Raw genomic sequence first — 26,427 nt, 5'->3', positions numbered from 1 at the left:
GAGCCCACCAGATGCCCGCACAGCGCAGGGAACAGATGGTCATGGGTGCCTACGTGTCGTACGGCACCGGCCACCACGCCGCCTCGTGGCGGCATCCCGCAAGCGACACCACCGCCACGCGCAACCTCGACCACTACGTCGAGGTGACCCGCCTGGCCGAGCGCCACCTGTTCGACACGCTGTTCCTGTCCGACGCCCCGGCCGTGTTCAACGACGACCGAGCCGGCTTCGGCGGACGGGTGACCTTCTTCGAACCGCTCACCCTGATGAGCGCGCTGGCCATGGTCAGCCGGGACATCGGCCTGGTGGCGACGTCCTCGACGACGTACAAGGAGCCGTACAACCTCGCCCGTGAGTACGCCAGCCTCGACATCATCTCGCGGGGGCGCGCCGCCTGGAACCTGGTGACCACGTCGAAGCTCGCGGCGGCCGCGAACTTCGGGATGCCGGCCCACCCCGCGCACGCCGAGCGTTACCAGCGGGCGGACGAGTTCATCGACATCGTCCGCGGGCTCTGGGACACCTGGGAGGACGACGCGTTCCCCGCCGACAAGGCGCGGGGCCGGTTCTACGACCCCGCCAAACGGCACAAGGTCCGTCATCGCGGCAAGGTCTTCTCGCTGGACGCGGAACTCAACGTCTCACGGCCGCCACAGGGCCACCCGGTCATCGTGCAGGCCGGATCGTCCGAGGCGGGCCGTGAACTGGCCGCCAGGACCGCCGAGATGGTCTTCACGGCCCAGTCGGACCTGGACTCCGCCGTCGTGTTCGCGAAGGACCTCGACCGGCGCGCGTCCCGCTACCCGAGGCTGAACCCGGGCATCATCATCCTTCCCGGCCTCACCGTGTACGCGGGCGAGACCGGGAAAGAGGCCCAGGAGAAGGTCGAGGAGCTGCAGTCGCTCATCCGGCCGGAGTTCGGCCTGAGCATGCTCTCGGATCTCGTCGGCGGATTCGACCTGTCCGGGTGCGACATCGAAGGGCCGCTGCCGAAGCTGCCGCCCAGCAACGCGAACACCAGCCGCCGCGCGCTCATAGAGAAACTCGCCTACGAGGACGGCCTGAACATACGCCAGCTGTACGAGAGGATGACCACCTCCCGTGGCCACATGACTCTCATCGGCAGCTATGACACGGTCACCGACGAAATCGTCAGGTGGTTCGAGAACGGTGCCGCCGACGGATTCAACATCATGCCGCCGCTGCTCCCGGAAAGCCTCGTCGACTTCTCCGAGAACATTCTTCCCCGGCTCCAGCACAGGGGTGTCTTCAAACGCCGGTACGAGCCCGGGACCCTGCGCGACAAGCTGGGGCTGCGGCGCCCCGAGAACCAGTCACGCGACCGAGAACGTCACCACTCCTGAAAGGGAAAGACCATCATGCGCGATGACCTGATCCTTGAGGACACCACCCTGCGCGACGGCGAGCAGACCCCTGGGGTGGCCCTGTCGGCGGAGAAGAAGGTCAAGATCTTCAACGCCCTCGTCGACGCCGGCGTGCGCTGGATCGAACCCGGCATCCCCACGATGGGCGGCGAGGAGGTCAAGGCCCTCAAGGAAATGCTCGAGCGCCGCGACGAGGTCACCCTCATCGGCTGGAACCGCGGTGTGCGCAGTGACGTGCAGAAGAGCATCGACCTGGGCTTCCGGGCCGTGCACATCGGCCTGCCCACCTCCGACAACCACCTGAAGAACTCGGTGCGCAGGGACCGCGCGTGGCTGCTGTCCACCGCCCAGGACATGGTCAAGATGGCCAAGGACCAGGGCTGCTTCGTCAGCATCAGCGCGGAGGACATCGGGCGCACCGAGCCCGAGTTCCTCAAGGAGTACGCCGTCGCCGTCGCCGAGGCGGGCGCGGACCGGCTGCGCCTGTCCGACACCATCGGCATCCTGTCGCCCAGCCAGTACGCCGAACGGGTACGCGCCATCACCGGGGTCTGCGACATCGACCTCCAGGCGCACTGCCACAACGACTTCGGGATGGCGGTGGCCAACACGCTGGCCGCCATCGAGGCCGGGGTGCGGTACTTCCACGTGACGGTCAACGGCATCGGCGAGCGGGCCGGCATGGCGGACCTCGCCCAGGTGGTGATGAGCCTGCTCCAGTGGTACGACGTCGACCTCGGCATCGACACCAGCCGGCTCACCGCGCTGTCCCGTCTGGTCTCCCACGCCTGCGGCTTCCCCTCCTCGCCGTGGCAGCCGATCGTGGGCCCCAACGTCTTCGCGCACGAGTCCGGCATCCACACCACCGGCATGCTCCGGGACTCCTCCACGTTCGAGCCCTTTCCCCCGGACCGGGTCGGCGGCGAGCGCAAGCTGCTCGTGGGCAAGCACTCCGGCCGCGGTGTGATCGCCCACGCGCTCGGCGAGGACGGTGCCGACCTGGAGGCGGACGTGCTGGACGAGCTGCTGCGGGAGGTGCGGGCCGAGGCCATCGCCACCGGAGGGACCGTCCCGGCGCACCGGCTGCGCGAGATGGCCGGCAAGGCCCGCGCCGCGCAGCGCTGAGGGCCGGGATGACGAGCGAACTCGTAGCCGGCGTCCCGCTGGCCGAACAGATCATCGCCGGCCACCTGGTCGGCGAGGAGGGCCCGGTCGCACCGGGCCGGCTGGTCACCGTCCGTCCCGACCGGGTCTACGTGCAGGACGGCAACGCGCCCACCGTCGCCAGACTGTACGAGCAGCACGGCTTCACGACGGTCTTCGACCCGGAACGGGTGAGCTTCGTCTTCGACCACTCCGTTCTCGTGGCCGACGTCGACATGGCGGACCGGATGAAGGACGCGGACCGCTTCGCGGCACGTCTCGGGGTGGACGTACGCGCACGCGGACAGGGAATCAGCCACGTCCTCGCCGCAGAGGTCGGCTGGTTCTCCCCGGGCGCCCTGGTGCTGGGCTCCGACTCGCACACCTGTGTGGGCGGTGCCTTCGGGGCGCTGGGGCTCGGCATGGGCGCCTCGGACATCGTCGCCGCGATGGTGACGGGCACCACCTGGCTGCGGGTCCCCGAGACCGTCGAGGTGAGGTTCACCGGCACACCGGCCCGGGCCACCCGGCCGCGGGACGTCCTCCTCAGCCTCTTGCGGGACAAGGGCCAGGAGCCCTTCCTGTACCGGTCGGTGGAGTTCACCGGCGCGTGGGTGCGCGCGCTCTCCCGCGACGCGTCCGCGAGCCTGGCCAGCCTGGGTGTCGAACTCGGCGCGAAGTGCGTGTTCGTCCCCGACGAACAGGAGACGATCCCCACCGGGACGGCCCCGGGACTCGCCCGCGTCGACTTCGACATCAGCGGTCTCCAGCCGACCGTGGCGCTCCCGCACCTCCCGGCCCGGACCGTGCCGCTCGACGAGGCGGCGGGCACCCCGATCTCGTACGTCTTCCTGGGCAGTTGCACCAACAGCCGGCTGGAGGACATCGCCGAGGCGGCCGCGGTCGTGCGCGGCCACCGGGTGCCCGCAGGAGTCCAGTTCGTGGTGACCCCGGGCTCGAACGCCGTGTACCGGGACGCCATGCGCGCCGGCTACATCGACACCCTGCTGACCGCGGGAGCCGTGGTCACCCCGGCCGGCTGCGGCGCCTGCGTGGGCACCCAGGGCCCGCTGCCCGCCCGGGGCGAGAACGTGCTGTCCACCATGAACCGCAACTTCCGCGGCCGGATGGGCAACCCCGAGGCCGACATCTACCTGTCCTCGCCCGTCGTGGCCGCCGCCACCGCGTTGTCCGGTGCGATTCCCCGTGTGGAGGACCTGCCGTGACACACACATCGACCCACCGGGTACGCCGAGTCGCGGGTATGGTCTCGACCGACGACATCATCCCCGCCCGGTACAAGCACATGCACACCGATCCGAAGCTGCTCGCACCGCACCTGTTCGAGGCGTACCTCCCCGGGTTCGTCGACACCGTCCAGCCGGGGGACGCGATCGTCAGCGACTCCGTCTTCGGCATCGGCAGCTCCCGGGAGCAGGCCGTCTCCACGCTCCTGGCCAACGGGATCGGCCTGGTGATCGCCCCTCGCTTCGGGCGGATCCTCTTCCGCAACTGCTGGAACCTGGCCCTGCCGGCCATCGAGACCGACACCGACCGTCTGACCGAGGGGATGACCATATCCCTCGATCTCGGACGCGGGGAGATCCGTTGCGAGGGGACGACCCTCTCCACCTTCCCGAAACCACCGCCCCTGCTCCTGGAGATGATCAGTCAGGGCGGGCTCCTGTCCCGTGTGAAGACCCGAGTTCCCGGAGAGTAAGCCACTTGTCCACCACCGAAGCCAAGTTCGACGGACTGGCCAACAACTACGATCAGGCCCGGCCGCGCTACCCCGCCGAACTTTTCCAGCACCTTGGCGAGTACCTCCCGAAGGCCGGCCGGCTGCGGGTCGTCGACGCCGGGGCCGGCACCGGCATCGCCCTGGAGGGACTGCTGCCGCAGCTGCCCGCCGACGCCGAGGTGCACGCCGTCGACGTCTCGACGGACATGATCCGCGTCGGACGCGAGAAGTTCCCGCAGGTCGTATGGCATGAAGGCACGGCCGAGGGCTACCTCGCCTCGTGCCCGTCCGCCACCCTCGACCTCGTGGTCGCCGCCCAGTCCTACCAGTGGATGGACCGGGCCGCCTACGTGCGGGAGGCCGCCAGGTGCCTGAGCCCCACCGGGGTGTGCCTGGTCATCCAGAACAACCGCAACCACGCGGCCGGCGGATTCGCCGCCGCGTACGAGGACCTGCTGGAGGAACTCTCCCCGGGCTACAGCCGCTCCTACCGCAGCTTCGACATCGCCGCCGAACTGGGCGGGACGTTCACGCGGGTGGAGCGCCGAGCGGCGGACTGGACCCAGACGCTGACGACCGAGGAATTCGTCACCATGAGCTCCTCCTCCACACAGGCCCAGCGTGCCGTGGCCGCCGTCGGGCCGGTCTTCTACGCCCGGGTGCGCCGGCTGTGCGCGCAGCACGAGGACGGTGGGCGACTGGAACTCCCCTACGTCAGCGAGGCGTTCTACGCCGTCCGACCGCAGTGATCACCGTCCGGATCCGGCAGGCGGGCGCCGCCGACGCGGCGTCCGTGGCGGACCTGGTCCAGGAGGTGTACCGGCCTTTCACGGCGGGGTTCCGGCCGACCGCCCTGCGATGGTCCGAAGAGGCCGTCCGCGCCTGCGCCTCCTCCTGGCTGATGGCGCACACGGAGGACGAACTCGTGGGCGTGGTGCACCAGACGCCGGATCCGGCGGGGCACACCCTGGACGCGCTGTCCGTCGGCGCCCCCTGGCGCCGGTGCGGCATAGGGACGCGACTGGTCACCGCCGTGGAGGAGCGGGCCCTCGACCTGGGAACGCGCCGTATGGTCGTCGCCCTGCGCGACAGCCTCGGCGCCAACATCGAGTTCTTCACCTCCCTGGGGTACCGGCCGACGGGACCGTTCCCCCCGGCCCACCACCTGTACGTCAAAGAGATCGGTGTACGAGAGTGACTGTTGTCTGTCTGGGGTATCGAGCAGGGTTCGTCGAGGCGGCTCGGCGGCGCGACCTTGATCTGCACTTCGTCGTCGACAAGCTGAAGCCGGGGCTGAGCGGCCTGTCGTACACGAGGGTCGCCGACCTCGCCGACGCCGAGGAGGTCCTGCGTGCCGTGACGGAGTACCCGGGCGGCGGCATCAGCGCGGTCGTCACCGGCCATGAACACCCCATGTTCGCGGCGACCGTACTGCGTTCGGTGTTCGGGCTGCCCGGCGACACCGACCCGGCGCGGTGCCTGCGGTTCCGCGACAAACGGATCCAGAAGGCCGCCGTGTCCCCGGCCATTCCGACGGCCGAGTGCGTGTACGTGAAACCCTCCGATCCCGACTACACGGCACTGGCGGAGCGCCTGGGCGCGACCTTCGTGGTCAAACCGGCGGACGGCTTCGGCTCCCAGGCCACGGAGGCCGTCCACGACCAGGCCGAACTCGACGACTACCTGCGCCGCCATCCGTTCGTGTCCGACGTCCGGACGGTCGCCGAGTCGTACGTCGAGGGACGCGAGATCCACGTCGACGGCGTGTGGTGGGACGGCCGCCCCGTCTGGGCGGCGGTGTCGAGCTACCTGGACCCGCTGATGGGCTGGACCCGGGGGAAGGCGGTCGCCGACGCACCCCTCGGCCCCGCCGAGAGCGAACTGGCCGACCGCGCCACCCGGTTCGCGTCCGACGTGCTGCGCGAGCTGGCCGCCCCCGACACCGTCTTCCACCTTGAGGCGTTCATCAGGCCCGACGGGGAACTGGTCCTGGGCGAGGTGGGAGCGCGGCCGGCCGGCGCCCTGACACCCGAGGTGCTGCGCATGACACACGGAGTCGATCTGTACGGTGCCACGATCGACGTGGCCCTCGGCCGGGTGCCCGAGCTACCCGGGCGGGCGAGCGGGCCCGCCGAGCTGTTCGGCTGGATCTACCTGGTCCGCAGCCCCGACCCGGACCTGACGGAGGACTCCTTCCGCGACCGCTTCGAGTTGGTCGAACTGGACTACCCCGCGCCGGAGAACGGCCGGGAGGGCATCTACGGCCGCTGCGGACACGCCATCGTCAAGGCGGCGACCCACAAGGAACTGGTGCACGAACTGCGTGCGATAGCTGACTTCAACCGGAGCGCCTAAGTGTCGGAATCCAGGACCCGCGTGCTCGTGCTCGGGCGCGACAAGGAATGGGCCCGCCGGGCCATGGACACCTTCTCGGACACCCACGAGTTCGTCCGTCTCCCCGCCGACGCCGAGCGGCACGGCGGCCTGCCCGGACCGGAGCTCCTGCGCGCCGCCGACGAGCTGATGGCCCGCCGGCCGTTCGCCGCGGTGGTGGCGACGAGCGAGAGCACCATGCTCGCCGCCGGTTTCCTGCGCAGCCAGTACGGCCTGCCGGGACTCGACTACGCGCAGAGCCTGCTGGTCACGAACAAGTGGCGGATGCGCGGCAGGCTCAGCTCCGTGGTGCCTTCTCCCCGCGCCTGGCTGTCCGGGCGGTTCCTGGCCGACGGGCCGCGGGACGGGGCCGACGTCACCGAGGTGGTCGTCAAGCCGATCGCCTCCTCGGCATCACGCGACGTACGCCGGATGCCGGTCGGCCGGGCCCGCGACTGGCTCGCGGGCCAGGACGGCCTGTGGCTGGTCGAGGAGGCCGTCGCGGTCGAGCGTGAGTTCCACTGCGACGGTGCCTTCCACGCCGGCCGGGTCTCCTGGCTGGTGATCTCCGAGTACGACCGGCCGGCGTTGCAGACCGCCGGCACCTGGGGCACGTCGTTCCTGCGCCGCGACGACCCGCTGCGGCCCCGGCTGACCGAACTCACCCACCGGGTGATCGAGGAACTCGACGCCGGCGACGGCGTCTTCCACGTGGAGTTCCTGTACGACGGTGCCCGCCTGTCCTTCGGCGAGGTCGGCATGCGCCCGGCCGGTGCCGGCTGGGGGGAACTGCTGCGCGTCACGACCGGAGCGGACATCTGGGGCGCCTTCGTGGCCACGCAACTCGGCATGGACGGTCTCGGCTTCGCGCCGCTGCGCCCGGCGGCCGAGATCAGCGGGATGCTCTGGGCCCGCCCCAACCCCGACGGCAGCCTGCCGCTGCCCGCGGCGCAGGCCGGCCGGTTGCCCGGCGTCGTCCTCATCGGCGAGGGGAACCGGGCCCGGGGCGCCGATCCGACGAACTCCTGCGACTTCGAGTACCGCGCCTACTTCGAGGGACTGACCCCCGAGGGGGCCGACCGGCTGCGCGCCGCCGTCACGACCCAGAGCGGCGCCGGGCCGGTGACCACGGGAATCGGCACGGCCGGATGAAGCACGAGGCAACTTCGCGGTCGGCGCGCAGCGGCAGGTGGCTGCTCGCCTTCTTCTGCACGAGCAGTGTCGCCGAGACCCTCCAGGCGGTCACCATCATGTGGGCCTCCTACCGCCTGAGCCACAACGCGGTGGTGACCGGGGCGATGAACGCCGCGGCGTACCTGCCGGGCGTCGTCCTCGGACTGCTCGTCCGCAAGCGGGCCGATTCGGGGGACGCGGCCCACCGGCTGTCCGTGACGAACTGGGTGCTGTTCACCGGGTCCGCGCTGCTCACCCTGGTGTGGATGGCCGGCTCGCCGCCGGGGCCCGCCCTGGCCGCGTTCGCCGCCGTGCAGTGCAGCCTGAGCTTCGTGAAGACGATGAACAAGGCGCACGCGGGGCGGTTCATCCGCCAGGGGTACGCGGCGGCCGACGCCGTACGGCTGCGCCAGCGCTCCACCTCGTTGGCGCAGGCGGGCGGGGCGGTCGGCGGCGGAGCCGCGGGCGTGCTGCTGGGGTTCGGTGCGGTCGGCTGGTGCTTCGCCACCACGGCCCTGCTCTATCTGGCCGGACTCATGGCGGTGCGGCGCGCCGCACCGCCGTCGCCGCGCGGGGCCGAGGACCCGCCGGCGGCCGCGGCGCGGGAAGCCGGGCCGGTGGCGGCGCCGGGCCGGCGAGAGCGGGCGGGGAGCACGTCGGCCGGTTCGCGGGTCCTGCGCACGATCCTGCTGTACTCCTTCCCCAGCAGTGGCGCACTGCCCTTCATGTCCACCGTCGCCGTGCCGCTGGCGCAGACGGTCTCGCCCGGGTCCGGTGACTTCTACGCGGTGCTCAGCGTGGCCGGCATGAGCGGCGGGTTCCTCGCGGGCACCGCGCTGTCCAGCGGGCGGCTGTCGTCGGACCTCGTCCTGCGGACCGCGTTCCTCACCGGCGCCGCGTTGGCCGTCGGCATCGCCGTCACCCGCTGGCCGGCCGCCGTCGTCATGCTCTTCCTCGTGCTCAGCGCGGTCGTCACCACCCATGTGATGGTGATGCAGGTGCTGACCAACCAGGCGCCCCCCGAGGACCAGGTGGGCCGGTTCACGGTGGTGCGCAACGCCGTGGCGGGGGTCGCCAAGTGCGGTGCCGCACTCGTGGCCGGCTGGCTCGTCGAAGCACTCGGCCTCACCGCCGCCTGGATCGCGCTCGCCCTCGTGCTGGGCGCGGCCGGGTTCAGCTGGTGGGGCGTGGGACGGAGCAGGGAGATGGAGGAACTGGTCGGTGCGAACTAAGACCGCGTTCATCGACTACGTACGGCGCAAGCGCCTGGACCTGATCCGCGCGGACGCCCCGGCCGCCGCGGCCGGTGAGGCCCTGGCCCTGCTGGGTCTCGACGACGCCGCGCTGGACCGGTGGGCGGCGAGCGAGTCCGTCCTCGTGTCGCTGCCGCACGCCAGCCCCAATGTGTTCGACCCGCGCACGCGGGTCTGCTGGTACGCGGGGAGCGTCCAGCGACGGGGCCCGGACCCGGCCCACCACGTGCGCGTCGTCCTCACCCACATCAACTTCTCCGACCTCGGCTGGCGGCCCTACGCCTGGTGGTACCTGGGCGAGGACGGGAAGGTGCGCTGCCACCGCCAGTTCTCCCGGAACAAGAAGCGCAAGCACGTGATCGTCGCCGGCCGGCCGCCGATGGACGTCGTGCCCGAGGAGGCGTCCGCGACCGATCTCGAAGCGTCCCGCGCCGCCCGGTGGGGGGCGGACCTGGCCGTCTCCTACATGCTGCTCGGCGCGGTGGTCGAAAGGGCGGCCGGCATGGTGTCCGGGCGGACGGTGACGTATCTGCCGCTCTCCCTGCTCGTCTCCTTCGTGCGGGAACGGGCGGCCGGTCCGGCGTCCGACGGCGGCGAGGCGCTGCCCGCCTGGTGCCGTCTGCTCACCGAGCAGGCGCAGGGCCGGCGGGCGGGTCCCGACGGTGTGCTCGTGGAGTGCCCGGTGGGGCAGGCGACCGTGCTGGACAACTACAGCAACCTGGCGATGCTCGCGCTGCTGGGCGACTGCCACGTGCTGGGCGGCGCCAAGATGGCCGGCTACTGGCCGCATGTCGAACACCGCCTCGCCACCCTGCGACAGGCCGCCGCCGAGGACATGCGCGACCCGAGGATCGTGGTGGTCCCGGAGACCGATCTGCTGCGGTTCGCCGGCCCGTCACCGGCGGTCGCGGCGCAGCTGGAGCGCCACGGCGTGCCGTACAGCCAGGGGCTGGCGGTCGCCGAACACGGGGACTTCGCGCGGCGGATCGACCCGTTCGAGCGGGCCACCCTGGGCGCCGGGTGACCCGGCGACGCGGCGGAGCCGGTGGCGAAGGGCGTGGTGACGGGTCGGGGGGCGGGCGCCGCGGTCACCCCCGCGGCGATGTCGGACGGTGGTTACCTCGGGAGGGGAAGATGTCGCGTGATGTCGGTGGTGGCGGGCGGGTCCTGCTGCTCGGCGCGAAGCCGGACGAGTCCGTGGCGGCACTGGGGGAGCGGGGGGCACGGATCACCTGTGTCGCCACGCCCCGGCACGCGGCCTCGCTGTCGGGCCGCGGCCTGGTCGAGCGGATCGTGGTGGTCGAGGACCCGATGGACGCCGAGCAGGTCCTGCTGGGACTGGCCCGGGACGCCATCGCGCTCGGCGAGTTCGACGTGGTCACCAGCGCCCTTGAACACGGGCTGGTGGCGGCCGCGCTGATCGGCGCGTCCTGCGCGGCGCGTGCGCTGCCCCTGTCCGCCGCGGTGCTGTTGCGCGACAAGCAGGCCCAGAAGACGGCACTGCGCCGCGCCGGCGTGCCGTTGGCGCGGTCCGCGGTCTTCGTGCAGCCGGGAGAACTGGCGCAGGCCGTCGCCGAGGTGGGCGGACTGCCGGTCGTCGTCAAGCCGCCGTCGGGGGCGGGGGCCCAGGACACCAGGGCGCTGCGCCGTGCCGCCGACGTCGCCCGCTGGCAGCGGGAGCACGGCGCGGGTCCCTGGCTGTGCGAGGAGTTCGTGCCGGGCGACGAACTGCACATCGACGGTGCGGTCAGAGACGGCCAGGTGGTCGAGATCTGCGTGTCCCGGTACTTCAGGAATCAGATCACCGCGCTGGACGGCGCGCTCAACGGCTCGGTCGCGCTGCGGGCCGCGGCGGAGGAGGCGCGCTACACACGGGCCCGGCACCTGGTCCGGCAGACGGCCGACGCCCTGGGCTTCGCCGACGGGGTGTACCACCTGGAGGCCTTCGAGCAGGCGGACGGCACCCTCGTCTTCGGCGAGTGCGGCGGCCGTATCGCGGGCGGACGCATCGACCGGACCGTCCTGCTGACCACGGGCATCGATCTGCACCGGCACTGGGCGGCGGCGGTGCTGGGTGCCGCCCCGCCCGCACGAACCGATGGGCCCCCCGACGGCGCCCTGTTCGGCTGGGTGACCCTGAGCGCTCCGCCGGGAAGGGTGCTGTCCATGCCCTCGGTCGAGGACATCCGGGCCAGGTCCGGCGTGGTCGACGCGGAGCTGAAGCTCGCGGTGGGCTCGGTCATGACGAGCCCCCGGACCACCACCACCCGCGCCGGGCGCGCCGTGGTGCGGGGAACGAGCGTCGCGGACGTGGAGTCGACCGCGGCGGACGTCGCCGCCTGGTTCACGGCCGCCGCACGTTCCGCCGCCGCGTCCTGACGGTGGTCCCGGCGGCCGTCCCGTCCTCGGGAAGTCCCGGCGCGGGTCAGGAAGTCGAACCCTCCCGGACGGACGACGGGCCAGGAAACCCGAGTGCGTGACAGGTCGTACGGGCGCGGCCTTCCTCGTCGTTCCCCAGCCGGTGGGGGCCCCGCGCCGTGGCGACCGGGTGGGGGACAAGCCGCTCGGGTGGTCAGCCGGCGACGGTAAGGACGATCTTGCCGCGGGTGCGGCCGGACTCGACGCGGGCGTGGGCCGCGCCGGCCCGCTCCAGCGGGAAGGTTCCCTCCACCTCGACGGAGACCTCGCCCGCGTCGATCAGGCCCGCGATCGTGGTCAGCGCCACGCCGTCCGGCTCGACCAGGTACGCGGTGGCCCGCTTGCCGGCCTCCTCGGCGGCCCGGGTCAGTTCCGGGGAGACACCGGACGGGACGGCGACCAGCAGGCCGCCCGGGCGCAGCACCCTCAGTGAGCGTGTGCTGGTCAGGTCGTGGGCGTCGCCCACCAGGTCGATGACGACGTCGACGCCCTCGACGGCGTCCTCGAAGCGGGTGGTGGTGTAGTCGACGGTCTCGTCGGCACCGAGTTCCTTGAGCCACGGGTGGCGTGCGGCGCTCGCGGTGGCGATCACATGGGCGCCCAGGTGCCGGGCGAACTGGACCGCGAAGTGGCCCACGCCGCCTGCGGCGGCCGTGATCAGGACGCGCTGCCCGGCCCGGACGTGGGCGGTGTCGACCACGGTCTGCCAGGCGGTCAGCGCCGCCAGCGGCACGGCGGCCGCGTGCACATGGTCCAGGGTGGCCGGCTTGCGGGCCCACTGGCGGGCCGGTGCGGTCACGTACTCGGCGTAGCCGCCGGCGGCGCGCGGGAACCACGGCATGCCGTACACCTCGTCGCCCGGCCTCAGCGTGGTGACGCCGAAGCCGACCTCCTCGACGACCCCGGACACGTCCCAGCCGAGGATCAGCGGGAACGTCTGGAGCCCCGCCATGCCCTGACCCTCGCGGGTCTTCCAGTCCACCGGGTTGACGCCGGCCGCGTGCACCCGCACCAGCACCTCGGTCGGCAGCGGCTCGGGGCGGGCGACCTCCTCGACGGTCAGCACCTCCGGCCCGCCGAACTCGGTCTGGGTGACAGCCCGCATGGTGTGCTCGCTCATGTTCGCCTCGCTCATGTCCGTCTCACTCTCTTTCTCCTGCGGGGGCCGCGGCCCCCGCAGGAGAAAGAGTGGCGGGTGCGCGAGGAGACGAGTGAGTGGCCGGAGGGCCACCTGTCGTACCATTCCGGCCATGCCGCATCGTGTCGCCGTGCTCGCCCTCGACGGAGTCCTGCCGCTGGACCTGGGCATCCCCGCCCGGGTCTTCAACGAGGCCTGTGAACCGGACGGGACCCGTCTGTACTCCGTCGTCACCTGCTCCCTCGGCGGACGGCCGGTACGCACGCACGAGGACTACCGGCTCGTCGTCGACCACGACGAGTCGGCGCTGGAGACCGCGGACACCGTCGTGCTCGCCACGCAGGAGCCCACCGAGGACCTGCTCGCCACCGGCACGCTCCCCGGGGAACTCGCCGCGGCGCTGGACCGGATAGGGCCGCGGACCCGCATCGTCAGCCTGTGCACCTCGGCCTTCCTGCTCGCGGCGGCCGGTCTGCTGGACGGCCGGCGGGCCACCACGCACTGGGCGCTGTGCGACGCGCTGGCGCGGCTGTTCCCCGCGGTCGAGGTCGACCCGGACGTGCTCTTCGTCGACAACGGGCGCATCCTCACGTCCGCCGGCGGCGCGGCCGGCATCGACCTGTGCCTGCACCTGGTGCGACTGGACCACGGGGCGGCGGTGGCCTCGGCCGCCGCCCGGCGCTGCGTGGTGGCGCCGTGGCGCGAGGGCGGGCAGGCGCAGTTCATCGAGCACCCGGTACCGCGGGACACCGACCGGTCCACTTCGGCGACCCGGCAGTGGGCGCTGGGCCGGCTGGCCGAGCCGCTCACCCTGGAGGACATGGCCCGGCACGCGCACATGAGCGTGCGCACCTTCACCCGGCGGTTCCGGGCTGAGGTGGGCAGCAGCCCGCTGAAGTGGCTGGCGCAGCGACGGCTGGAGCACGCGCGCCTACTGCTGGAGACCACCGACCTGACCGTCGCACGGATCGCCACCACCTGCGGCTTCGGCGACCCCGTCGCCCTGCGCAAGCACTTCCACACGTACCTGGGCCTGTCACCGCTGGCCTACCGGCGCGCCCACCACGCACCGGAGCGCATGCCCGCGGCGTGACCACCCGGGCGGGCGCCACGGGAACGCCCGGCGCGGATCGGCCGCCGCGCCGGCACTCCGGGACGACGTGGTGCAGCCGGCCGGCTTCCTGAAGCGGCCGGTGAGCAGGCTGCGGCCGATCGGCCGGTGTCCGTCGCGTGGGACGCGTACGCAGCCGCTTTCAGCAAGCGGTTCCGGCCGACCGCCCGGATGATCCCGGGCGCGGTCGCGCCGGACGGGGAGGGCTGAGCCCGGGGAAGTGCCGGGCTGCCGCTGCCGGGGGCCGCGTCTCCTGCCGGGCCCGGGTTCGCCGCGCGGGTACACGGCGCCCGCCGACCCTCCGCCCCACCGGCCGACCGCACGGCCCGCCCCGCCTCGACCGTCGACCCGCCGCGGGCGGGCACTTTCCGGTGCGGCATACTCGCCCGATGGGTTCACGCACTTCCCCGGTCGGCCGGTCGATCACGATACGGAGGACCGTCGCGCGCGACGCCAGGCGGCTCACGCGGCTCGTGCGCGGCTCGGGCGCCTACCAGGGGCAGTACGCGTCCGCGGTCGCGGGCTACCGGGTCGGTCCCGACTACATCGAGGCCCACCGCAGTTTCGTGGCGGTCGACGGCGCGGAGGACGGCGGCCGGGTCCTCGGGTTCTACTCGCTCGTCCTCGCCCCGCCGGAGCTCGACCTGCTGTTCGTCGCGGACGAAGCGCAAGGGCGGGGTATCGGACGGATGCTCGTCGAGCACATGCGGTGCGAGGCCCGTGCCGCCGGGCTCGACCGGGTCAAGGTGGTGTCACACCTTCCCGCCGAGGACTTCTACCACCGCGTCGGTGCGGTGCGGACGGGGACCGCGCGCGCGACCCCGCCCGCCGTGCCGTGGGACCGCCCCGAATTCGAGTTCCGCATCCCTCCGCGGTGAGGCGGTCCGCCGGCTGGGTTCGGGCGGGGAGTTCAGCAGGGGAAGGTGCCGCTGTAGAGGGCGTGCCCGTACGAGGAGCTGCCGGGGCCGAAGCCGTAGACGCCGTCGTCGGTCCAGACCGCCTCGCGTGAGCCGTTCGCGCAGGTCGAGGCCGGCGCGATGGCGAACCCTTCCAGGTTGTCGGTGGGCATGACGGCCGGGTTCGTGTACGTCACGTCCGGGACGATCGCGCCGGTGGAGTCGACCTTCATGAAGGTGTGCGTCTCTCCGCAGGTGTTGTCACAGGTGGCGATGATGCGCTGGGTTCCGGCGTCGAACGTCACGTCCATCACGGAGGCCTTGCCGGTGGAGATCGTGCCGAACGTGGTGAACGTGCCGTCGGAGTTCAGGCCGTAGACGTGCAGCGTGCCGTCCCACTCCAGGCCGGCGAAGAACAGACCCGACCCGTGCAGCGGGTAGTTCGCCGGGTCGTAGGCGGCACCGGTGAGCGGATCCACCCAGCCGTTGGCGGTCAGCCAGCTGTCCGGCACGTAGCCGACGCCCTCGAAGCCCAGGTTGGCGTCGTCCTTGCTGCCGGTGTTCAGCTGTGGGAACTGGGCGGTCATGTCCCACTGGTGGAGCGGCGTGAGCGTCGAGCCGGCGGCGGACGGGTCGAACTCCATGATCGTGTCCTTGGGGACCGTGTTCTTGGCGTTGTCGCGCTCGGAGGTCACGTAGACGTGCCCGTTGCCGCCGACCGTCAGCCCCTCGGAGTCCGGCTCGCCGGAGCCGCCCAGGAAGCGGAGCTGCTTGCCGGTCGCGCTCCACGACGGGTCCGGGATCCACTTGCCGTTGCTCTTGACCAGCTTGAACAGCCAGTTCTTGTTCTTCGCCGCCCACAGCACCGACGGGTTCGACGGGTCGAACGCCAGGCCGCTCAGGTCCCGGCCTTCGGGGCCGGTGGACGTGGTGAAGGCGCAGACGTCGTCGGCGATCGTGACGTCCTTCCCGCCCGGCCAGGCCAGGGTGCCCGCCGGGGCGGAACCCGTGCCGGTGGGCGCCTCGGGGGCGCAGCCGCTGGTGAGCGAGCCGCCGCCGCCCAGCAGCCGTCCGGTGTCACCACCGTCGCCGCCGCTGCCTGCGCTGCCGCCCGAGCAGGAGTTGGCGCCCCCGAACGTCGCGGTGGTGGAGGTCCGGAACCAGCCGGTGCCGTTGGCGCAGCGCTCGCTCGACGGCTTGGCGCCACCGGTCGCCCAGGTCACCGAGTCGATCGTGTCGCCGTTGCCGTCGACGAGGAAGAGCGAGTCGCTGTCGCCGAGGCCGAGGGCGGAGTCGAAGGTGACGTAGCCGCCGGCGGGGATGCTGGTCGCGCTCGGCGAGGAGGACGAGAGGGCGGCGGGGGAGTGGGAGGTGTCCCCGTCGACGTACTTCCACGACCCGACGGCGACCGCGCTGGTGCCGCCGTTGTACAGCTCCACGGTGTCCGCGTCGCCGGAGGTGACCTCGTTGATCCGCACCCGGCTCGCCGCCGGGACCGAGGCGGGGCAGCCGGGGGCGTTCGGGGCGCCGAACGTGGTCGCCGCGGTCGTGGTGACCCACGCGCCGGTCCCGTCGCCGCCGCAGCGCGCCATCGCCGGCTTGGCCTTGCCGGTGGCCCACTCGACGCGGTCGACCACCGTGCCGCCGGCCGTGTAGATCACCAGCTTGTCCGCATCGCCCAGCCCCTTGGGCGAGTCGAAGGTGACGAAGCCGCCGGCCGGGATCGTGCCGGAGGACGGGCTGAACGACTGCGGCGAGAAGCTGTCGTCGGACACCTTCCAGCCGCTGATGCTCACCGCGGTCGAGCCGGCGTTGAACAGCTCGACCGTGTCGTTGTTCGACGAGGTGACCTCGTTGATCCGGACGTTCTGGTAGTCGGCCGGGTCCGCCGCGGCCGCGGGCTGGGCGGCGAGCACCCCTGTGACGAGCAGTCCTGAGAGCGTCAGAGCCGCGGCGCATACGGAGGCGACGCCGGCACGCGAGTGTGAGGTAGGCACGAGGCGCGACTCTCGCGACACGCTCTTGAGACAGCGTGAACTCCAGCCGAACTCCGCCTGCTGGCTACCGGAACGCCAGGCGCGACCCGACACCGGCACACGAGCCGGCGGTCCGCGCGGTGGGCGCGGCGTGGGCCTGTAGCGCTCATTCCTCCTCGGAGGAGTCGGACATCGCCTCCAACGTGGCTCGCGTCGGCGACGACAGCCGGGGTTCCCCTCGGAACGCCCCCGCGCCACCTGGCTTCGCCATCGGGAAGTTCGCGCAGAACTCCTCCACGGAGTAGTTCCCGTCGTTGTTCCTCAGGGCCGCGCGCAACGCCTTGCCGGCTCCGGGGTACCGGAGTTCCTCGGCGTTGTGCGCCATGCCGTACAGCACGGCGGCGGCACGTCGGGCTTCGCTGTCCTGCTGGAAGAGGCGCGCGTTCTCGGGAGTCAGCGAGCCCGCTCCCACCGCGTCCGCGAGGGCCACCCGCTGTGCGGGACTCAGGCGCGGCAGGAGGTGGGCGTACTTCTCCCACTCCCGACCCTGCGTGCCGGGGTAGTCGTCCTTCCTGCTCTTGACGACGGCCCCCAGGTCGCCCTCGTATCCCTGGTTCAGGGAGACCGCTCCGAACGGCGTCACCGGTTTGCTCCCGATGAGGTCGCCCTTCGCCGGAACTCCGCGCCTGGTACGGCGCTCGTTGGCGCGCTTGAGGCGGGACGCGCCGTCCATGGGCTTCTCGACGGCCTCTTCGGCGGGTCCTCCTCCGTCCCGGTGCCGCGAGGCGCGAAACGCAGGGCCTCTTCGAGCGCGAACTCGAAATCCATCTCGTCGTCGGAGGCGTCGAGGTCCCTGTCGTTCATCAGTTCATCGAATTCATCGTCCTTCATCCGCTGGATCGTGGTGGACGACGCGAGGGGTGTGCCGGCGATCCGCTGGATCGGGGCGTGATCCGCCAGCACCCGGCGGGCGTTCGCCTCGGCTTCCCGCTCGAACGGATCGGAAGGGTCGGAGATCCGCAGGCCGCCGCCGTTGTCGGTGCCGGCGACGGGGCCCTGCCGCTGCTGGATGACGTGGGTGAGCTCGTGGGCCAGCGTGTGTGCGTCGCCACCGCCCTCGCCGATGACGATGTGCTGCCCGGAGGTGTAGGCGCGGGCACCGACCTCGGCGGCGGAGGCGCGCGCCGCGGCGTCGTCGTGGACGCGGACACCGGAGAAGTCGGCCCCCATCCGGGGCTCCAACTCGGCCCGGACGGCCGGATCCAGGGGTCGTCCCGGAGTGTTCAGCACGTCGTGCACGCGTGAGCGCTGCACCACCGGTGACGGCTGCCCGTCACGGGAGTCCGGCCGGCCGCCCGAGCGGGCGCGCTGTTCTTCGAGCATGCGGCAGACGGCGGCGTTCCCGACGGAGCGCTGAAGGGCCGACACCGCCGCGGGGCTCATGGCGGAGAGCGCACCGCCGGGCAGGACGGCCGCGGTGGTGGACGGCCGCCGCGCGTTCCCGGGAGCGGAACGGAGCGTCTCGTCGCCGGTCTGCTGAGCGGTCCGCTGAGCGCGCATGGCATCCTCCGGTGACCTTGAAGTACCGGGCGTCCACTTTCGTGCCCGGCCGGACCTGCGTACAGGGCCGGGCGGACCGAAGCGAGGGCATGAACCGTTGCCCGAACGGACACCCCCGGCACGGCGCGCCTCCTTGGGCGGGGCTTCGACACCCGCGGCCCACTGTCCCGGCTCCGGCGGCAGGGCGGAGGGCCGCCCCCCGAAAACGTCCCGGACGGCTCCGGATAGGGTGATGGCATGTACACACGGGGGCGCACGCTCAAGGTCACGGCGGTGTCGGCGATGGTCGTGCTGGCCCTGACCGGGTTCTCGTCGGGTCATGGCCACAGGAGCCACGGTGGTGGCGGTTGCAGCAGCTCCCACCAGGACCACGACGGTTCGTCGACGGCGCGGGGCAGCGGCTCGTCCGGCAGTGACCCGGACGACTCAGCGACGAGTACGAGTACGGGCGGCGGGTCGCGCCGGTCACGGCCCACCCGCACTCCCGCCCCCACCCCCACGGCGTCCTCCTCCCACGCCGCCGCCCGGCCCCTCGAGGACGGCACCGCGGTGCTCGTGCACTGCGCGAGCACCGCGGACCCGTACGCGACCGTCGAGGTCAGGAACCCGAACGGACGCGAGGGGGTCTTCATGGTGAAGATGAGCTTCAAGGACGCGCGGGGCTTCGCCGTCGCCGACACGGGCAACGAGGTGTCGGTGCCCGCGAGGGGCAGGGCGACCCTCCGGGTGTCCGCGGTGAGCACGGGGCGCGTGGAGGAGATCGCGCACTGCGAGGTCGATCCCAGAGCCGTCGCCGACCGCTGACGGATTCGCCCGCGACGGCGCGCCGCCCTCCCGGTGTTCCCCGGCGGGCGGCGCGCCGCATGGAGCGGAGAGGGCAGGATTCGAACCTGCGTGGACCCCTGAAGGGATCCGACCCCGAGGCGTGCTCGCCGGTCCCCGATCAACCACCCCGGGCACCTCTCCTCGCTCCCGGCCCCGCTGGTTCCGGGGGCCGTTCACGTGAAAGAGAATCGCATGGGCCCCTGACACGGGGCTGACACGTCAGCACACCGGGGACCGGCACGTCACCGGGCCTCGGTCTCGCGCTTCCGCAGCCGTCACCCCGCGCGGCCCGGCGACCCCGGACGACCGGCCCTCAACGGGCCGTCCAGCCCCCGTCCAGAGGGATCGAGCCGCCGGTGATGTGGCCGCTGCGCGCCGTGCACAGCCACAGGGCCGCCTCGGCGACCTCCTCCGGCTCGATCAGGCGCTTGATCGCCGTGCGGTCCAGGAACACCCGGTCCAGCACCTCCGCCTCGGAGATGCCGTGGGCGCGCGCCTGGTCGGCGACCTGCTCCTCGACCAGCGCCGTGCGGACATAGCCGGGGTTGACGCAGTTGCTGGTGACGCCGTGCGCCGCGCCCTCCAGCGCGACCACCTTGCTCAGGCCCTCCAGTGCGTGCTTGGCCGCGACGTACGCCGACTTGTAGGCGCTGGCCCGGAGCCCGTGCACGGAGGAGATGTTGACGACCCTGCCCCACTCCCGCGCGTACATATGGGGCAGCGTGCGGCGCAGGATGCGGAACGGCGCCTCCACCATGACGCGTTGGATCAGCGCGAAGCGCTCGGGCGGAAACTCGTGCACGGGGGCGACGTGCTGCAGGCCCGCGTTGTTGACCACGATGTCGGCGTCGTCCGGCAGCGCGTCCACGGCGTCGGCCTGCGAGAGGTCCGCCACGACGGCGATGCCGCCGATCACCCGGGCCACCTCCTTGGCGGCCTCGGCGGCCCGGTCCACCACGTAGACCTCGGCACCGGCCGCGGCGAAGCCCTCGGCACAGGCCCGGCCGATCCCGGCGGCCGCACCGGTGACCAGAACCTTGCGGCCGGTGAGGAACCGGGCCGGGGCCGGAGCGGACGCGGCGGCGTCACCGGGCCCGGGATGCTGGGACGAGCCCTCGTCGGAGCTCTTGGTGCTGTCCATGGCCGACAACCGTAGGGACGAACCAGGACGCGAGGCACGTCGGTCGCCGACATATTTTCGACGGACGAGATGGGGCCCGCCACCATGTGCCGACGGCCGGCGGGCGCCCTGGGCCATGGCCCGTCCGCGGCGCCCGGCGGGCGCGGGCACCCCGGTCCGCGCCCGCCGCCGCAGGCACAGCGCCACCGCGGACACCATGGGGGGACGAGCCACGCCGGGCACCGCGGTCCTGGCTGTCCCTCACATGTCGCGCCGGACCGGCCGGTCGTACGGTCCGCTTCCAGCAAGCCGGTACGACGGCGGGCCGCACGCGGCCGGGTGCCGCGACGACCGGCGCAGCGGGCGCGGGGCGGAGCCGGGCGGGGTGGGACCGCCGGGCGGCGCGCCGGGCCCGCGCTCCCCTCCCACCCCACCACTCATCGGAGTCGCACCATGCTTCACTCCACCTGGCGTGGATTCGTCCGGCGCACCGCACTCGCCGCCGCGCTGGCCGCCTGCGCGGCGGGCCTGACCGTCGCGGGCCCCCTCGCGTCGAGCGCGGCGGCCGCCGGCACCCTCACACAGGTCGGCAACTTCGGCTCGAACCCCGGCAACCTGGCGATGTACGAGTACGCCCCGGCCGACCTGCCCGCCCACGCGCCGCTGGTGGTGGCCCTGCACGGCTGCACCCAGTCGGCGAGCGACTACCACGCGCACTCCGGCTGGCAGAAGTTCGCGGACCAGTGGGGCTTCGCCGTGGTCTACCCGCAGACCAGCTCGGCCAACAACAGCCTGTCCTGCTTCAACTGGTTCGACTCGACCAAGGACACCCGCGGCAGGGGCGAGGCGGCCTCGGTGATGCAGATGGTCGACACCGCCGTGGCGCAGTACGGCTCGGACCGCGGCCGTGTCTTCGTCACCGGCCTGTCCGCCGGCGGCGGCATGGCCGCGGACCTGCTCGCCGACTACCCGGACGTGTTCGCCGGCGGCTCCGTCGACTCCGGCCTGCCGGCGCAGTGCGCCACCACGCTGACCGCCGCCTCCGGCTGCCAGTCCGGCAGCCAGAACCTCACCCCGAAGCAGTGGGGCGACAAGGTCCGCGACTCCTATCCGGGTTACTCGGGGCCGTGGCCGCGGGTCGCCATCTGGCAGGGGACGTCCGACACCACCGTCAACCAGGTCAACGGCACCGAACTGCGCGACCAGTGGACCGACGTCCGGGGCATCGGCCAGACCGCCTCCAGCACCCGGAGCCTGACCGGCGGCACCACCGAGAGCCTCTACGACGACAACACCGGCAAGCCCGCTGTCGCCCTGTTCTCGGTCTCCGGCATGACGCACGGCCTCGCCGTGAACCCCGGTTCGGGCGCCGACCAGTGCGGCAGCACGGGGTCGTACTACCTGAACTACATCTGCTCCAGCTACCACACCGCGCTGTTCTGGGGCCTGGACGGCAGCGGCGGCCAGGGCGGCACCGGTTCCCTGCCCGCGCCGTCCGGCCTCACCGTGACCGGCACGACCGACACGGCAGCCTCGTTGTCCTGGAACCCGGTCAGCGGCGCCGCCTCCTACGCCGTCTACCGCGACGGGACCAAGACCGGCTCCGTGACGGGGACCTCCTACACCGACACCGGTCTGTCCGCCGGCACCTCCCACACCTACACCGTCGCCGCCGTCGACTCCTCCGGAGCCGTCGGCGCGACATCGGCGCCGGTGACGGCGACGACCACGGGCGCCGCGCCCAAGTGCTACACCACCGACAACTACCACCAGGTCCAGGCCGGACGCGCCCACCAGAGCCTCGGCTACACCTACGCCAACGGCTCCAACGACAACATGGGCCTCTACACCCTCGCCGTCACCCACACACTGAAGGAGACGTCCCCCGGCTACTTCGTCGTCGCGGACTCGGGCTGCTGACGGCGGAGGCCGTCACGGTGCCGGCCCGGTGACCACCGGCCACCGGGCCCAAGCCCCTCGGCGCGCGACCGCGCCCCCTTCAAGATCATCCGAATTGCGCCGTATTCCGGGCCGTGTGCTACGGCAACATGTCGACCTCATGGCGGCGCCGGGCAAAACCTGGTGTTCCGGCGAGGTGCGGACCAGGCTGACGTGTACATCCCCATATCACCTTCCGTACCCCCAGAAAGCTTCACCCGCATGCATTCCACCTGTCTCCCCGGTGCTCCCGAGGCGCACGTCCCGTGTGCGGGGAGGAGGTGCCGCGCGTGGTGCGCTATGTGACACGCAAGGCGGCCGGCTGGCTCCTGATGATCGTCGTCGCGACGAACGCCACCTATTTCCTGGCGAGTTGGTTCCTGGACCCGCGGTCGAACTTCAAGGAGCTGCGGCCCGTCCGCAGCGAGGCGCAGATCGACCGGGCCCTCGCGCCGTACAACCTCGACCCCCGGGTGCCGTTGGTGCACCGCTGGTGGGACTGGCTGACCTCGGTGGTCCTGCGCTTCGACTGGGGGAAGTCCCCGACCGGCGTCTCCGTCAACGGAGAGGTGGGCTACCGGGCCCTGGTCAGCGCCGAGTTGGTCGTCATCGCGACCGTGCTGTCCGTCGTGATCGGTGTCGCGCTCGGCGTCTACACCGCCGCACGGCAGTACGGCTGGGCCGACCGGGTGGCCCAGGCCGTGTCCATCGTGGTGTTCAACATCCCCGCCTCCGTGGCCGCCCTTGCCGTGGTCTTCGTCGCCATCTGGCTGAACCAGCACACCGGGCTGCACTTCTTCTACGTCGCCGGGGAGAACTCACCCGGCGTCGAAGGGCTGCTCCCCACGATCGGGGACCGGCTGCGGCACCTGGTCCTGCCAACCCTGGCGCTCACGCTGATGGGCTACGTCGGCTACCACCTGACGCAGCGTTCACTGCTGCTCGACACGCTCCACGCCGACTTCGTGCGCACCGCCCGCGCCACCGGGCTCACCCGGGGCCAGGCCATCCGCAGGCACGCCCTGAGGGCCGCGCTCATCCCGACGGCGGCTTCCGTGGCGTTCAGCGTCCCGGCCGTCTTCACCGGAGCCGTCATCACGGAGACGATCTTCGGCTGGAACGGCATGGGCCGCTACTTCGTCCAGACCATCAGCAAGAACGACGTGCACGGCGTCGTCGCGACCGCCGCCTTCGCCGCGGCACTCACCGCGATCGGCGCGATCCTCGCGGACATCGCCACCGTCTTCCTCGACCCGAGGGTGCGGGTGAGCTGACGTGACCACCGACGCGACGACCACCCCCTCCGCCCGCCCCACCGGGGAGCAGGCCCCCGAAGCCGCGGCCACCCCGCCGCAGCGCGCGCACCTCGGTCTCGGCCGCCTCTACCTGCGGCGCTTCCTGCGCAACCGCCTCGCCGTCGTCGGAGTGGTGATCTTCCTGCTGCTGGTGCTCTTCGCAGCGTTCGGCAACCGGTTCACCTCCTACGCGTACACCGACGCCGACTTCACCGCGCTCACCCAGCCGCCGAGCGGCCTCCACTGGTTCGGCACCAACCAGGGGGGCAACGACATCTACGCCTGCGCCGTGCACGGGCTCCAGCGCTCCCTGGTGATCGCCGTGAGCGTGTCCGTGCTGACGATCGTGCTGGCCGCGATCATCGGCTCCGGCGCCGCGTACTTCGGGGGCCGGGTCGAGCGGATGACCCTCGCCGTCATCCACTTCCTCCTGATCGTCCCCTCGTTCCTCATCCTCGCCCTGGTCTCCCACCGGCTGGCCGGCGACTGGCGCGTGCTGATCGTCGTGCTGACCGTGTTCGGCTGGATGTCCACGGCCCGGGTGATCTGGTCGGTGTCGACCTCACTGCGCGAACGGGACTACGTGCGGGCGGCCGAGTTCATGGGCGTCGGCCCGCTGCGCATCATCCTGCGCCACATCATCCCCAACCTCGGCTCCCTGCTGATCGTCAACCTGACCCTCGGCGTCGTCGCGACCGTGCTCAGCGAAACCGCCTTGTCCTTCCTGGGGTTCGGCGTCCAGACCCCGGACGTCTCCCTCGGCACCATGCTCGCGGACGGTGCGGGCACCATCACCAGCGCCCCCTGGCTCTTCGCCTTCCCCGCGGGGCTGGTCGTGCTGCTCACCGTGTCGATGACCTTCATCGGCGACGGCCTGCGCGACGCCCTCGACCCCACGTCGGTGACCGGCTCGGCAGGAGGCCGACGATGACCCTCGCGACCCCGCTGCCCGCCCGGGCCCCGTCCACCGGCACGGACCCCGTCCTCTCCGTGCGGGACCTGCGGATCTCCTTCCCCTCCGAGGCGGGCACCGTCGAGGCGGTGCGCGGCGTCGGCTTCGACCTGCTGCCCGGCCGTACCCTCTGCGTCGTCGGCGAGTCCGGCTCGGGCAAGTCGGCCACCGCGATGGGCATCATGGGCCTGCTGCCCCCGACCGCCGACGTGCGCGGCCGGGTGCTGCTCAACGGCGAGGACCTCATCGGCCTCGACGACCGGGCGCTGTCGAAGATCCGCGGCAACTCCATCGGCATGGTCTTCCAGGACCCCCTGTCCGCCCTCACCCCGATCTTCTCCGTGGGCAGACAGCTTGCCGACGCCCTGCGGGTCCACCAGGACCTCACCAAGCGGGCGGCCTGGGAGCAGGCCGTGCAACTGCTCGACCTCGTCGGCATCCCAGACCCGCGCGGCCGGGCCGCGTCCTTCCCGCACGAGTTCTCCGGCGGGATGCGCCAGCGGGTGGTCATCGCCATGGCCATCGCCAACCGGCCGTCCGTGCTCGTCGCCGACGAGCCCACCACCGCGCTCGACGTCACCGTGCAGGCCCAGATCCTGGACGTGCTGCGGCTGGCGCAGCGGGAGACCGGTGCCGCCCTCCTGCTGATCACGCACGACCTCGGGGTCGTCGCGGGCCACGCGGACGACGTCGCCGTCATGTACGCGGGCCGGTTCGTGGAACGGGCGGGCGCCGTCGAACTCTTCCGCCGCCCGACGATGCCGTACACCGCGCGGCTGCTGGCCGCCGTGCCGACCGTGGACAGCGGCGTCCGCCGGCCCCTGGTCCCGATCGGCGGGGAGCCACCCGCCCTGGTGGGCCTCCCGGACGGGTGCCCCTTCGCGCCCCGCTGCGCCGTCGCCCTCGACGCGTGCCGCTCCGGCGAACCGGAGTTGCGCCACGTCACCGGACACGGGGACGTGGCCTGCCTGCGCGCCGCCGAGATCGCCGAGGGATCGCTGGACCCGACGGGCGATGCCGCGCCCGCCGACCCGCCGGCACCCTCGGGGCGGGCCGGGGCCGGCGAGGTGGTGCTCCGTGTCGAGGACCTCGTGAAGACGTTCCCGGTGACCAAGGGAGCCCTCCTCAAGCGCCGGATCGGTACGCTGCACGCCGTCAACCGGGTCGGCTTCGAACTGCGCGCCGGGGAGACGCTCGGCCTGGTGGGGGAGTCCGGCAGCGGCAAGACGACGACCCTGCTGGAGATCCTGCGGCTGCGCCGGCCCGAGGGCGGCCGGATCGAGATCTCCGGCACCGACGTCGGCACGGTCGCGTCCGGGCCGCGCGCCCGGCAGCTGCGGCAGGACGTCCAGATCGTCATGCAGGACCCGCTGGGGGCGCTGGACCCCCGGATGCCCGTCTTCCACTCGCTGGCCGAACCGCTGCGGGCGGCCGGACGCGACCGCGAGTCGATCCGCGCCCGGGTCCGCGAACTGCTGGCCCTGGTAGGGCTGGACGACTCGGTCGGCGACCGCTTCCCGGCCCAGCTCTCCGGCGGCCAGCGCCAACGGGTCGGGATCGCCCGTGCGTTGGCCACGGAACCCAGGCTGCTCGCGCTCGACGAGCCGCTCTCCGCCCTGGACGTGTCGGTGCAGGCCGGGGTGATCAACCTGCTGGCCCGGCTCAAGCGGGAACTCGGGCTCGCCTACCTCGTGGTGGCCCACGACCTGGCCGTGATCCGGTACATCTCCGACCGCATCGCGGTGATGTACCTGGGGCACATCGTCGAGACCGGGGACACCGAGGCGATCTTCTCCGACCCCAGGCACCCCTACACCCGTGCACTGCTGTCGGCGATCCCGATACCCGACCCGGAGCGCGAACGCACCCGTGAACGCGTCGTGCTGGAGGGGGAACAGCCGAACGCCACGCGGCTGCCCGCCGGTTGTGTCTTCGCCGACCGCTGCCCGCTGTACCGCGCCGCCGACGACGAACTGCGGCACCGCTGCCGCACCCAGCCACCCGTGCCGACCCCCGCGGCCGGACACCCCGGCCACCAGTACGCCTGCCACGGCGTCTGACCGCCCCGGCCGCCGGTACGCCCGCCACGGGCCCCGGACCCCGGCCCGGCGACGTTGTCCCTCACCGACC

23 protein-coding genes and 1 tRNA gene are annotated in these 26,427 nt (G+C 72.3%); 18 read left to right on the top strand and 6 right to left on the bottom strand.

Features of this window, described 5'->3' with window-relative positions; genetic code table 11:
- Positions 1–11 precede the first annotated feature (11 nt).
- The 11 genes from HZZ00_RS23470 to HZZ00_RS23420 all read left to right on the top strand — a co-directional run bounded on the left by HZZ00_RS23470 (position 12) and on the right by HZZ00_RS23420 (position 11,447).
- Positions 12–1,364: an LLM class flavin-dependent oxidoreductase gene (locus HZZ00_RS23470; protein WP_257585151.1), complete on the top strand. Its 1,353-nt coding sequence runs from the start codon at positions 12–14 to the stop codon at positions 1,362–1,364.
- 15 nt (positions 1,365–1,379) lie between these two features.
- Complete coding sequence (locus HZZ00_RS23465; RefSeq protein ID WP_180328304.1) at positions 1,380–2,510, top strand: hypothetical protein; 1,131 nt, start codon at positions 1,380–1,382, stop codon at positions 2,508–2,510.
- Between the two features lie 8 nt (positions 2,511–2,518).
- Positions 2,519–3,754 (top strand): aconitase/3-isopropylmalate dehydratase large subunit family protein, encoded by a 1,236-nt coding sequence (locus tag HZZ00_RS23460; protein WP_180328303.1) that lies wholly within the window; start codon positions 2,519–2,521, stop codon positions 3,752–3,754.
- Between the two features lie 38 nt (positions 3,755–3,792).
- The gene (locus HZZ00_RS23455; protein WP_219013922.1) at positions 3,793–4,248 is read left to right on the top strand and encodes a hypothetical protein; all 456 of its coding nucleotides are present in this window, start codon (positions 3,793–3,795) and stop codon (positions 4,246–4,248) included.
- Between the two features lie 5 nt (positions 4,249–4,253).
- Positions 4,254–5,018 carry a trans-aconitate 2-methyltransferase gene (locus tag HZZ00_RS23450; RefSeq protein ID WP_180328301.1) on the top strand — a complete coding sequence of 255 codons (765 nt, stop codon included), beginning with the start codon at positions 4,254–4,256 and terminating at the stop codon, positions 5,016–5,018.
- Positions 5,015–5,467, top strand: a complete 453-nt coding sequence (locus HZZ00_RS23445) for a GNAT family N-acetyltransferase (protein WP_180328300.1) — start codon at positions 5,015–5,017, stop codon at positions 5,465–5,467. Before HZZ00_RS23450 ends, HZZ00_RS23445 begins: the two co-directional genes overlap by 4 nt.
- Positions 5,464–6,624 carry an acetyl-CoA carboxylase biotin carboxylase subunit family protein gene (locus HZZ00_RS23440; RefSeq protein WP_180328299.1) on the top strand — a complete coding sequence of 387 codons (1,161 nt, stop codon included), beginning with the start codon at positions 5,464–5,466 and terminating at the stop codon, positions 6,622–6,624. The genes HZZ00_RS23445 and HZZ00_RS23440 overlap by 4 nt, the downstream gene beginning before the upstream one ends.
- Complete coding sequence (locus HZZ00_RS23435; protein ID WP_180328298.1) at positions 6,625–7,794, top strand: acetyl-CoA carboxylase biotin carboxylase subunit family protein; 1,170 nt, start codon at positions 6,625–6,627, stop codon at positions 7,792–7,794.
- Positions 7,791–9,047, top strand: coding sequence for a hypothetical protein (locus HZZ00_RS23430; RefSeq protein WP_180328297.1), 1,257 nt, complete (start codon positions 7,791–7,793; stop codon positions 9,045–9,047). The genes HZZ00_RS23435 and HZZ00_RS23430 overlap by 4 nt, the downstream gene beginning before the upstream one ends.
- Complete coding sequence (locus HZZ00_RS23425) at positions 9,037–10,092, top strand: hypothetical protein (protein ID WP_180328296.1); 1,056 nt, start codon at positions 9,037–9,039, stop codon at positions 10,090–10,092. The genes HZZ00_RS23430 and HZZ00_RS23425 overlap by 11 nt, the downstream gene beginning before the upstream one ends.
- A 110-nt stretch (positions 10,093–10,202) precedes the next feature.
- Entirely contained in the window at positions 10,203–11,447 is a 1,245-nt protein-coding gene (locus HZZ00_RS23420) for an ATP-grasp domain-containing protein (protein ID WP_180328295.1), read from the top strand.
- Positions 11,448–11,640: 193 nt separating this feature from the next.
- On the opposite strand, the gene HZZ00_RS23415 is transcribed toward HZZ00_RS23420, so the two are convergent.
- Complete coding sequence (locus HZZ00_RS23415; protein WP_180333673.1) at positions 11,641–12,606, bottom strand: NADP-dependent oxidoreductase; 966 nt, start codon at positions 12,604–12,606, stop codon at positions 11,641–11,643.
- Between the two features lie 130 nt (positions 12,607–12,736).
- Between HZZ00_RS23415 and HZZ00_RS23410 the strand changes: the two genes are divergently transcribed.
- Both HZZ00_RS23410 and HZZ00_RS23405 read left to right on the top strand, forming a co-directional pair.
- Complete coding sequence (locus HZZ00_RS23410) at positions 12,737–13,717, top strand: GlxA family transcriptional regulator (protein WP_180328294.1); 981 nt, start codon at positions 12,737–12,739, stop codon at positions 13,715–13,717.
- Positions 13,718–14,124: 407 nt separating this feature from the next.
- Complete coding sequence (locus HZZ00_RS23405) at positions 14,125–14,613, top strand: GNAT family N-acetyltransferase (RefSeq protein ID WP_180328293.1); 489 nt, start codon at positions 14,125–14,127, stop codon at positions 14,611–14,613.
- Positions 14,614–14,645: 32 nt separating this feature from the next.
- On the opposite strand, the gene HZZ00_RS23400 is transcribed toward HZZ00_RS23405, so the two are convergent.
- The 3 genes from HZZ00_RS23400 to HZZ00_RS39260 form a co-directional block, all read right to left on the bottom strand.
- Positions 14,646–16,628: a lamin tail domain-containing protein gene (locus tag HZZ00_RS23400; protein ID WP_180328292.1), complete on the bottom strand. Its 1,983-nt coding sequence runs from the start codon at positions 16,626–16,628 to the stop codon at positions 14,646–14,648.
- Positions 16,629–16,773: 145 nt separating this feature from the next.
- Positions 16,774–17,250: a hypothetical protein gene (locus HZZ00_RS23395; protein WP_180328291.1), complete on the bottom strand. Its 477-nt coding sequence runs from the start codon at positions 17,248–17,250 to the stop codon at positions 16,774–16,776.
- Positions 17,247–18,167 carry a DUF4157 domain-containing protein gene (locus tag HZZ00_RS39260; RefSeq protein ID WP_180328290.1) on the bottom strand — a complete coding sequence of 307 codons (921 nt, stop codon included), beginning with the start codon at positions 18,165–18,167 and terminating at the stop codon, positions 17,247–17,249. Before HZZ00_RS39260 ends, HZZ00_RS23395 begins: the two co-directional genes overlap by 4 nt.
- 237 nt (positions 18,168–18,404) lie before the next feature.
- Here HZZ00_RS39260 and HZZ00_RS23385 point away from each other — a divergent pair, with 237 nt between their 5' ends.
- Complete coding sequence (locus HZZ00_RS23385) at positions 18,405–18,971, top strand: hypothetical protein (protein ID WP_180328289.1); 567 nt, start codon at positions 18,405–18,407, stop codon at positions 18,969–18,971.
- Between the two features lie 65 nt (positions 18,972–19,036).
- On the opposite strand, the gene HZZ00_RS23380 is transcribed toward HZZ00_RS23385, so the two are convergent.
- Together HZZ00_RS23380 and HZZ00_RS23375 are read right to left on the bottom strand one after the other, a co-directional pair.
- Positions 19,037–19,133 (bottom strand) — tRNA-OTHER (locus HZZ00_RS23380).
- A 172-nt stretch (positions 19,134–19,305) separates the two neighbouring features.
- Entirely contained in the window at positions 19,306–20,133 is an 828-nt protein-coding gene (locus tag HZZ00_RS23375) for a 3-hydroxybutyrate dehydrogenase (RefSeq protein ID WP_180328288.1), read from the bottom strand.
- A gap of 432 nt (positions 20,134–20,565) precedes the next feature.
- On the opposite strand from HZZ00_RS23375, the gene HZZ00_RS23370 reads away from it, so the two are divergent.
- The 4 genes from HZZ00_RS23370 (at position 20,566) to HZZ00_RS23355 (ending at position 26,357) form a co-directional block, all read left to right on the top strand.
- Positions 20,566–22,032: a PHB depolymerase family esterase gene (locus HZZ00_RS23370; protein ID WP_180328287.1), complete on the top strand. Its 1,467-nt coding sequence runs from the start codon at positions 20,566–20,568 to the stop codon at positions 22,030–22,032.
- A 308-nt stretch (positions 22,033–22,340) separates the two neighbouring features.
- A complete protein-coding gene (locus HZZ00_RS23365) occupies positions 22,341–23,324 on the top strand; it encodes an ABC transporter permease (protein WP_180328286.1) in 984 nt (327 codons plus the stop codon).
- 1 nt (position 23,325) lies between these two features.
- A complete protein-coding gene (locus HZZ00_RS23360; RefSeq protein WP_257585146.1) occupies positions 23,326–24,276 on the top strand; it encodes an ABC transporter permease in 951 nt (316 codons plus the stop codon).
- On the top strand, positions 24,273–26,357 hold the full coding sequence (locus HZZ00_RS23355) for an ABC transporter ATP-binding protein (protein WP_180328285.1): 2,085 nt from the start codon (positions 24,273–24,275) through the stop codon (positions 26,355–26,357). Before HZZ00_RS23360 ends, HZZ00_RS23355 begins: the two co-directional genes overlap by 4 nt.
- Positions 26,358–26,427: the final 70 nt, after the last annotated feature.

Origin of the sequence: Streptomyces sp. NEAU-sy36 (genome assembly GCF_013423905.1) — a bacterium.
GTDB classification, from domain to species: domain Bacteria; phylum Actinomycetota; class Actinomycetes; order Streptomycetales; family Streptomycetaceae; genus Streptomyces; species Streptomyces misionensis.
Note: the sequence above shows the minus strand (reverse complement) of the source record. Positions and strands in the feature narration are given on the sequence as shown.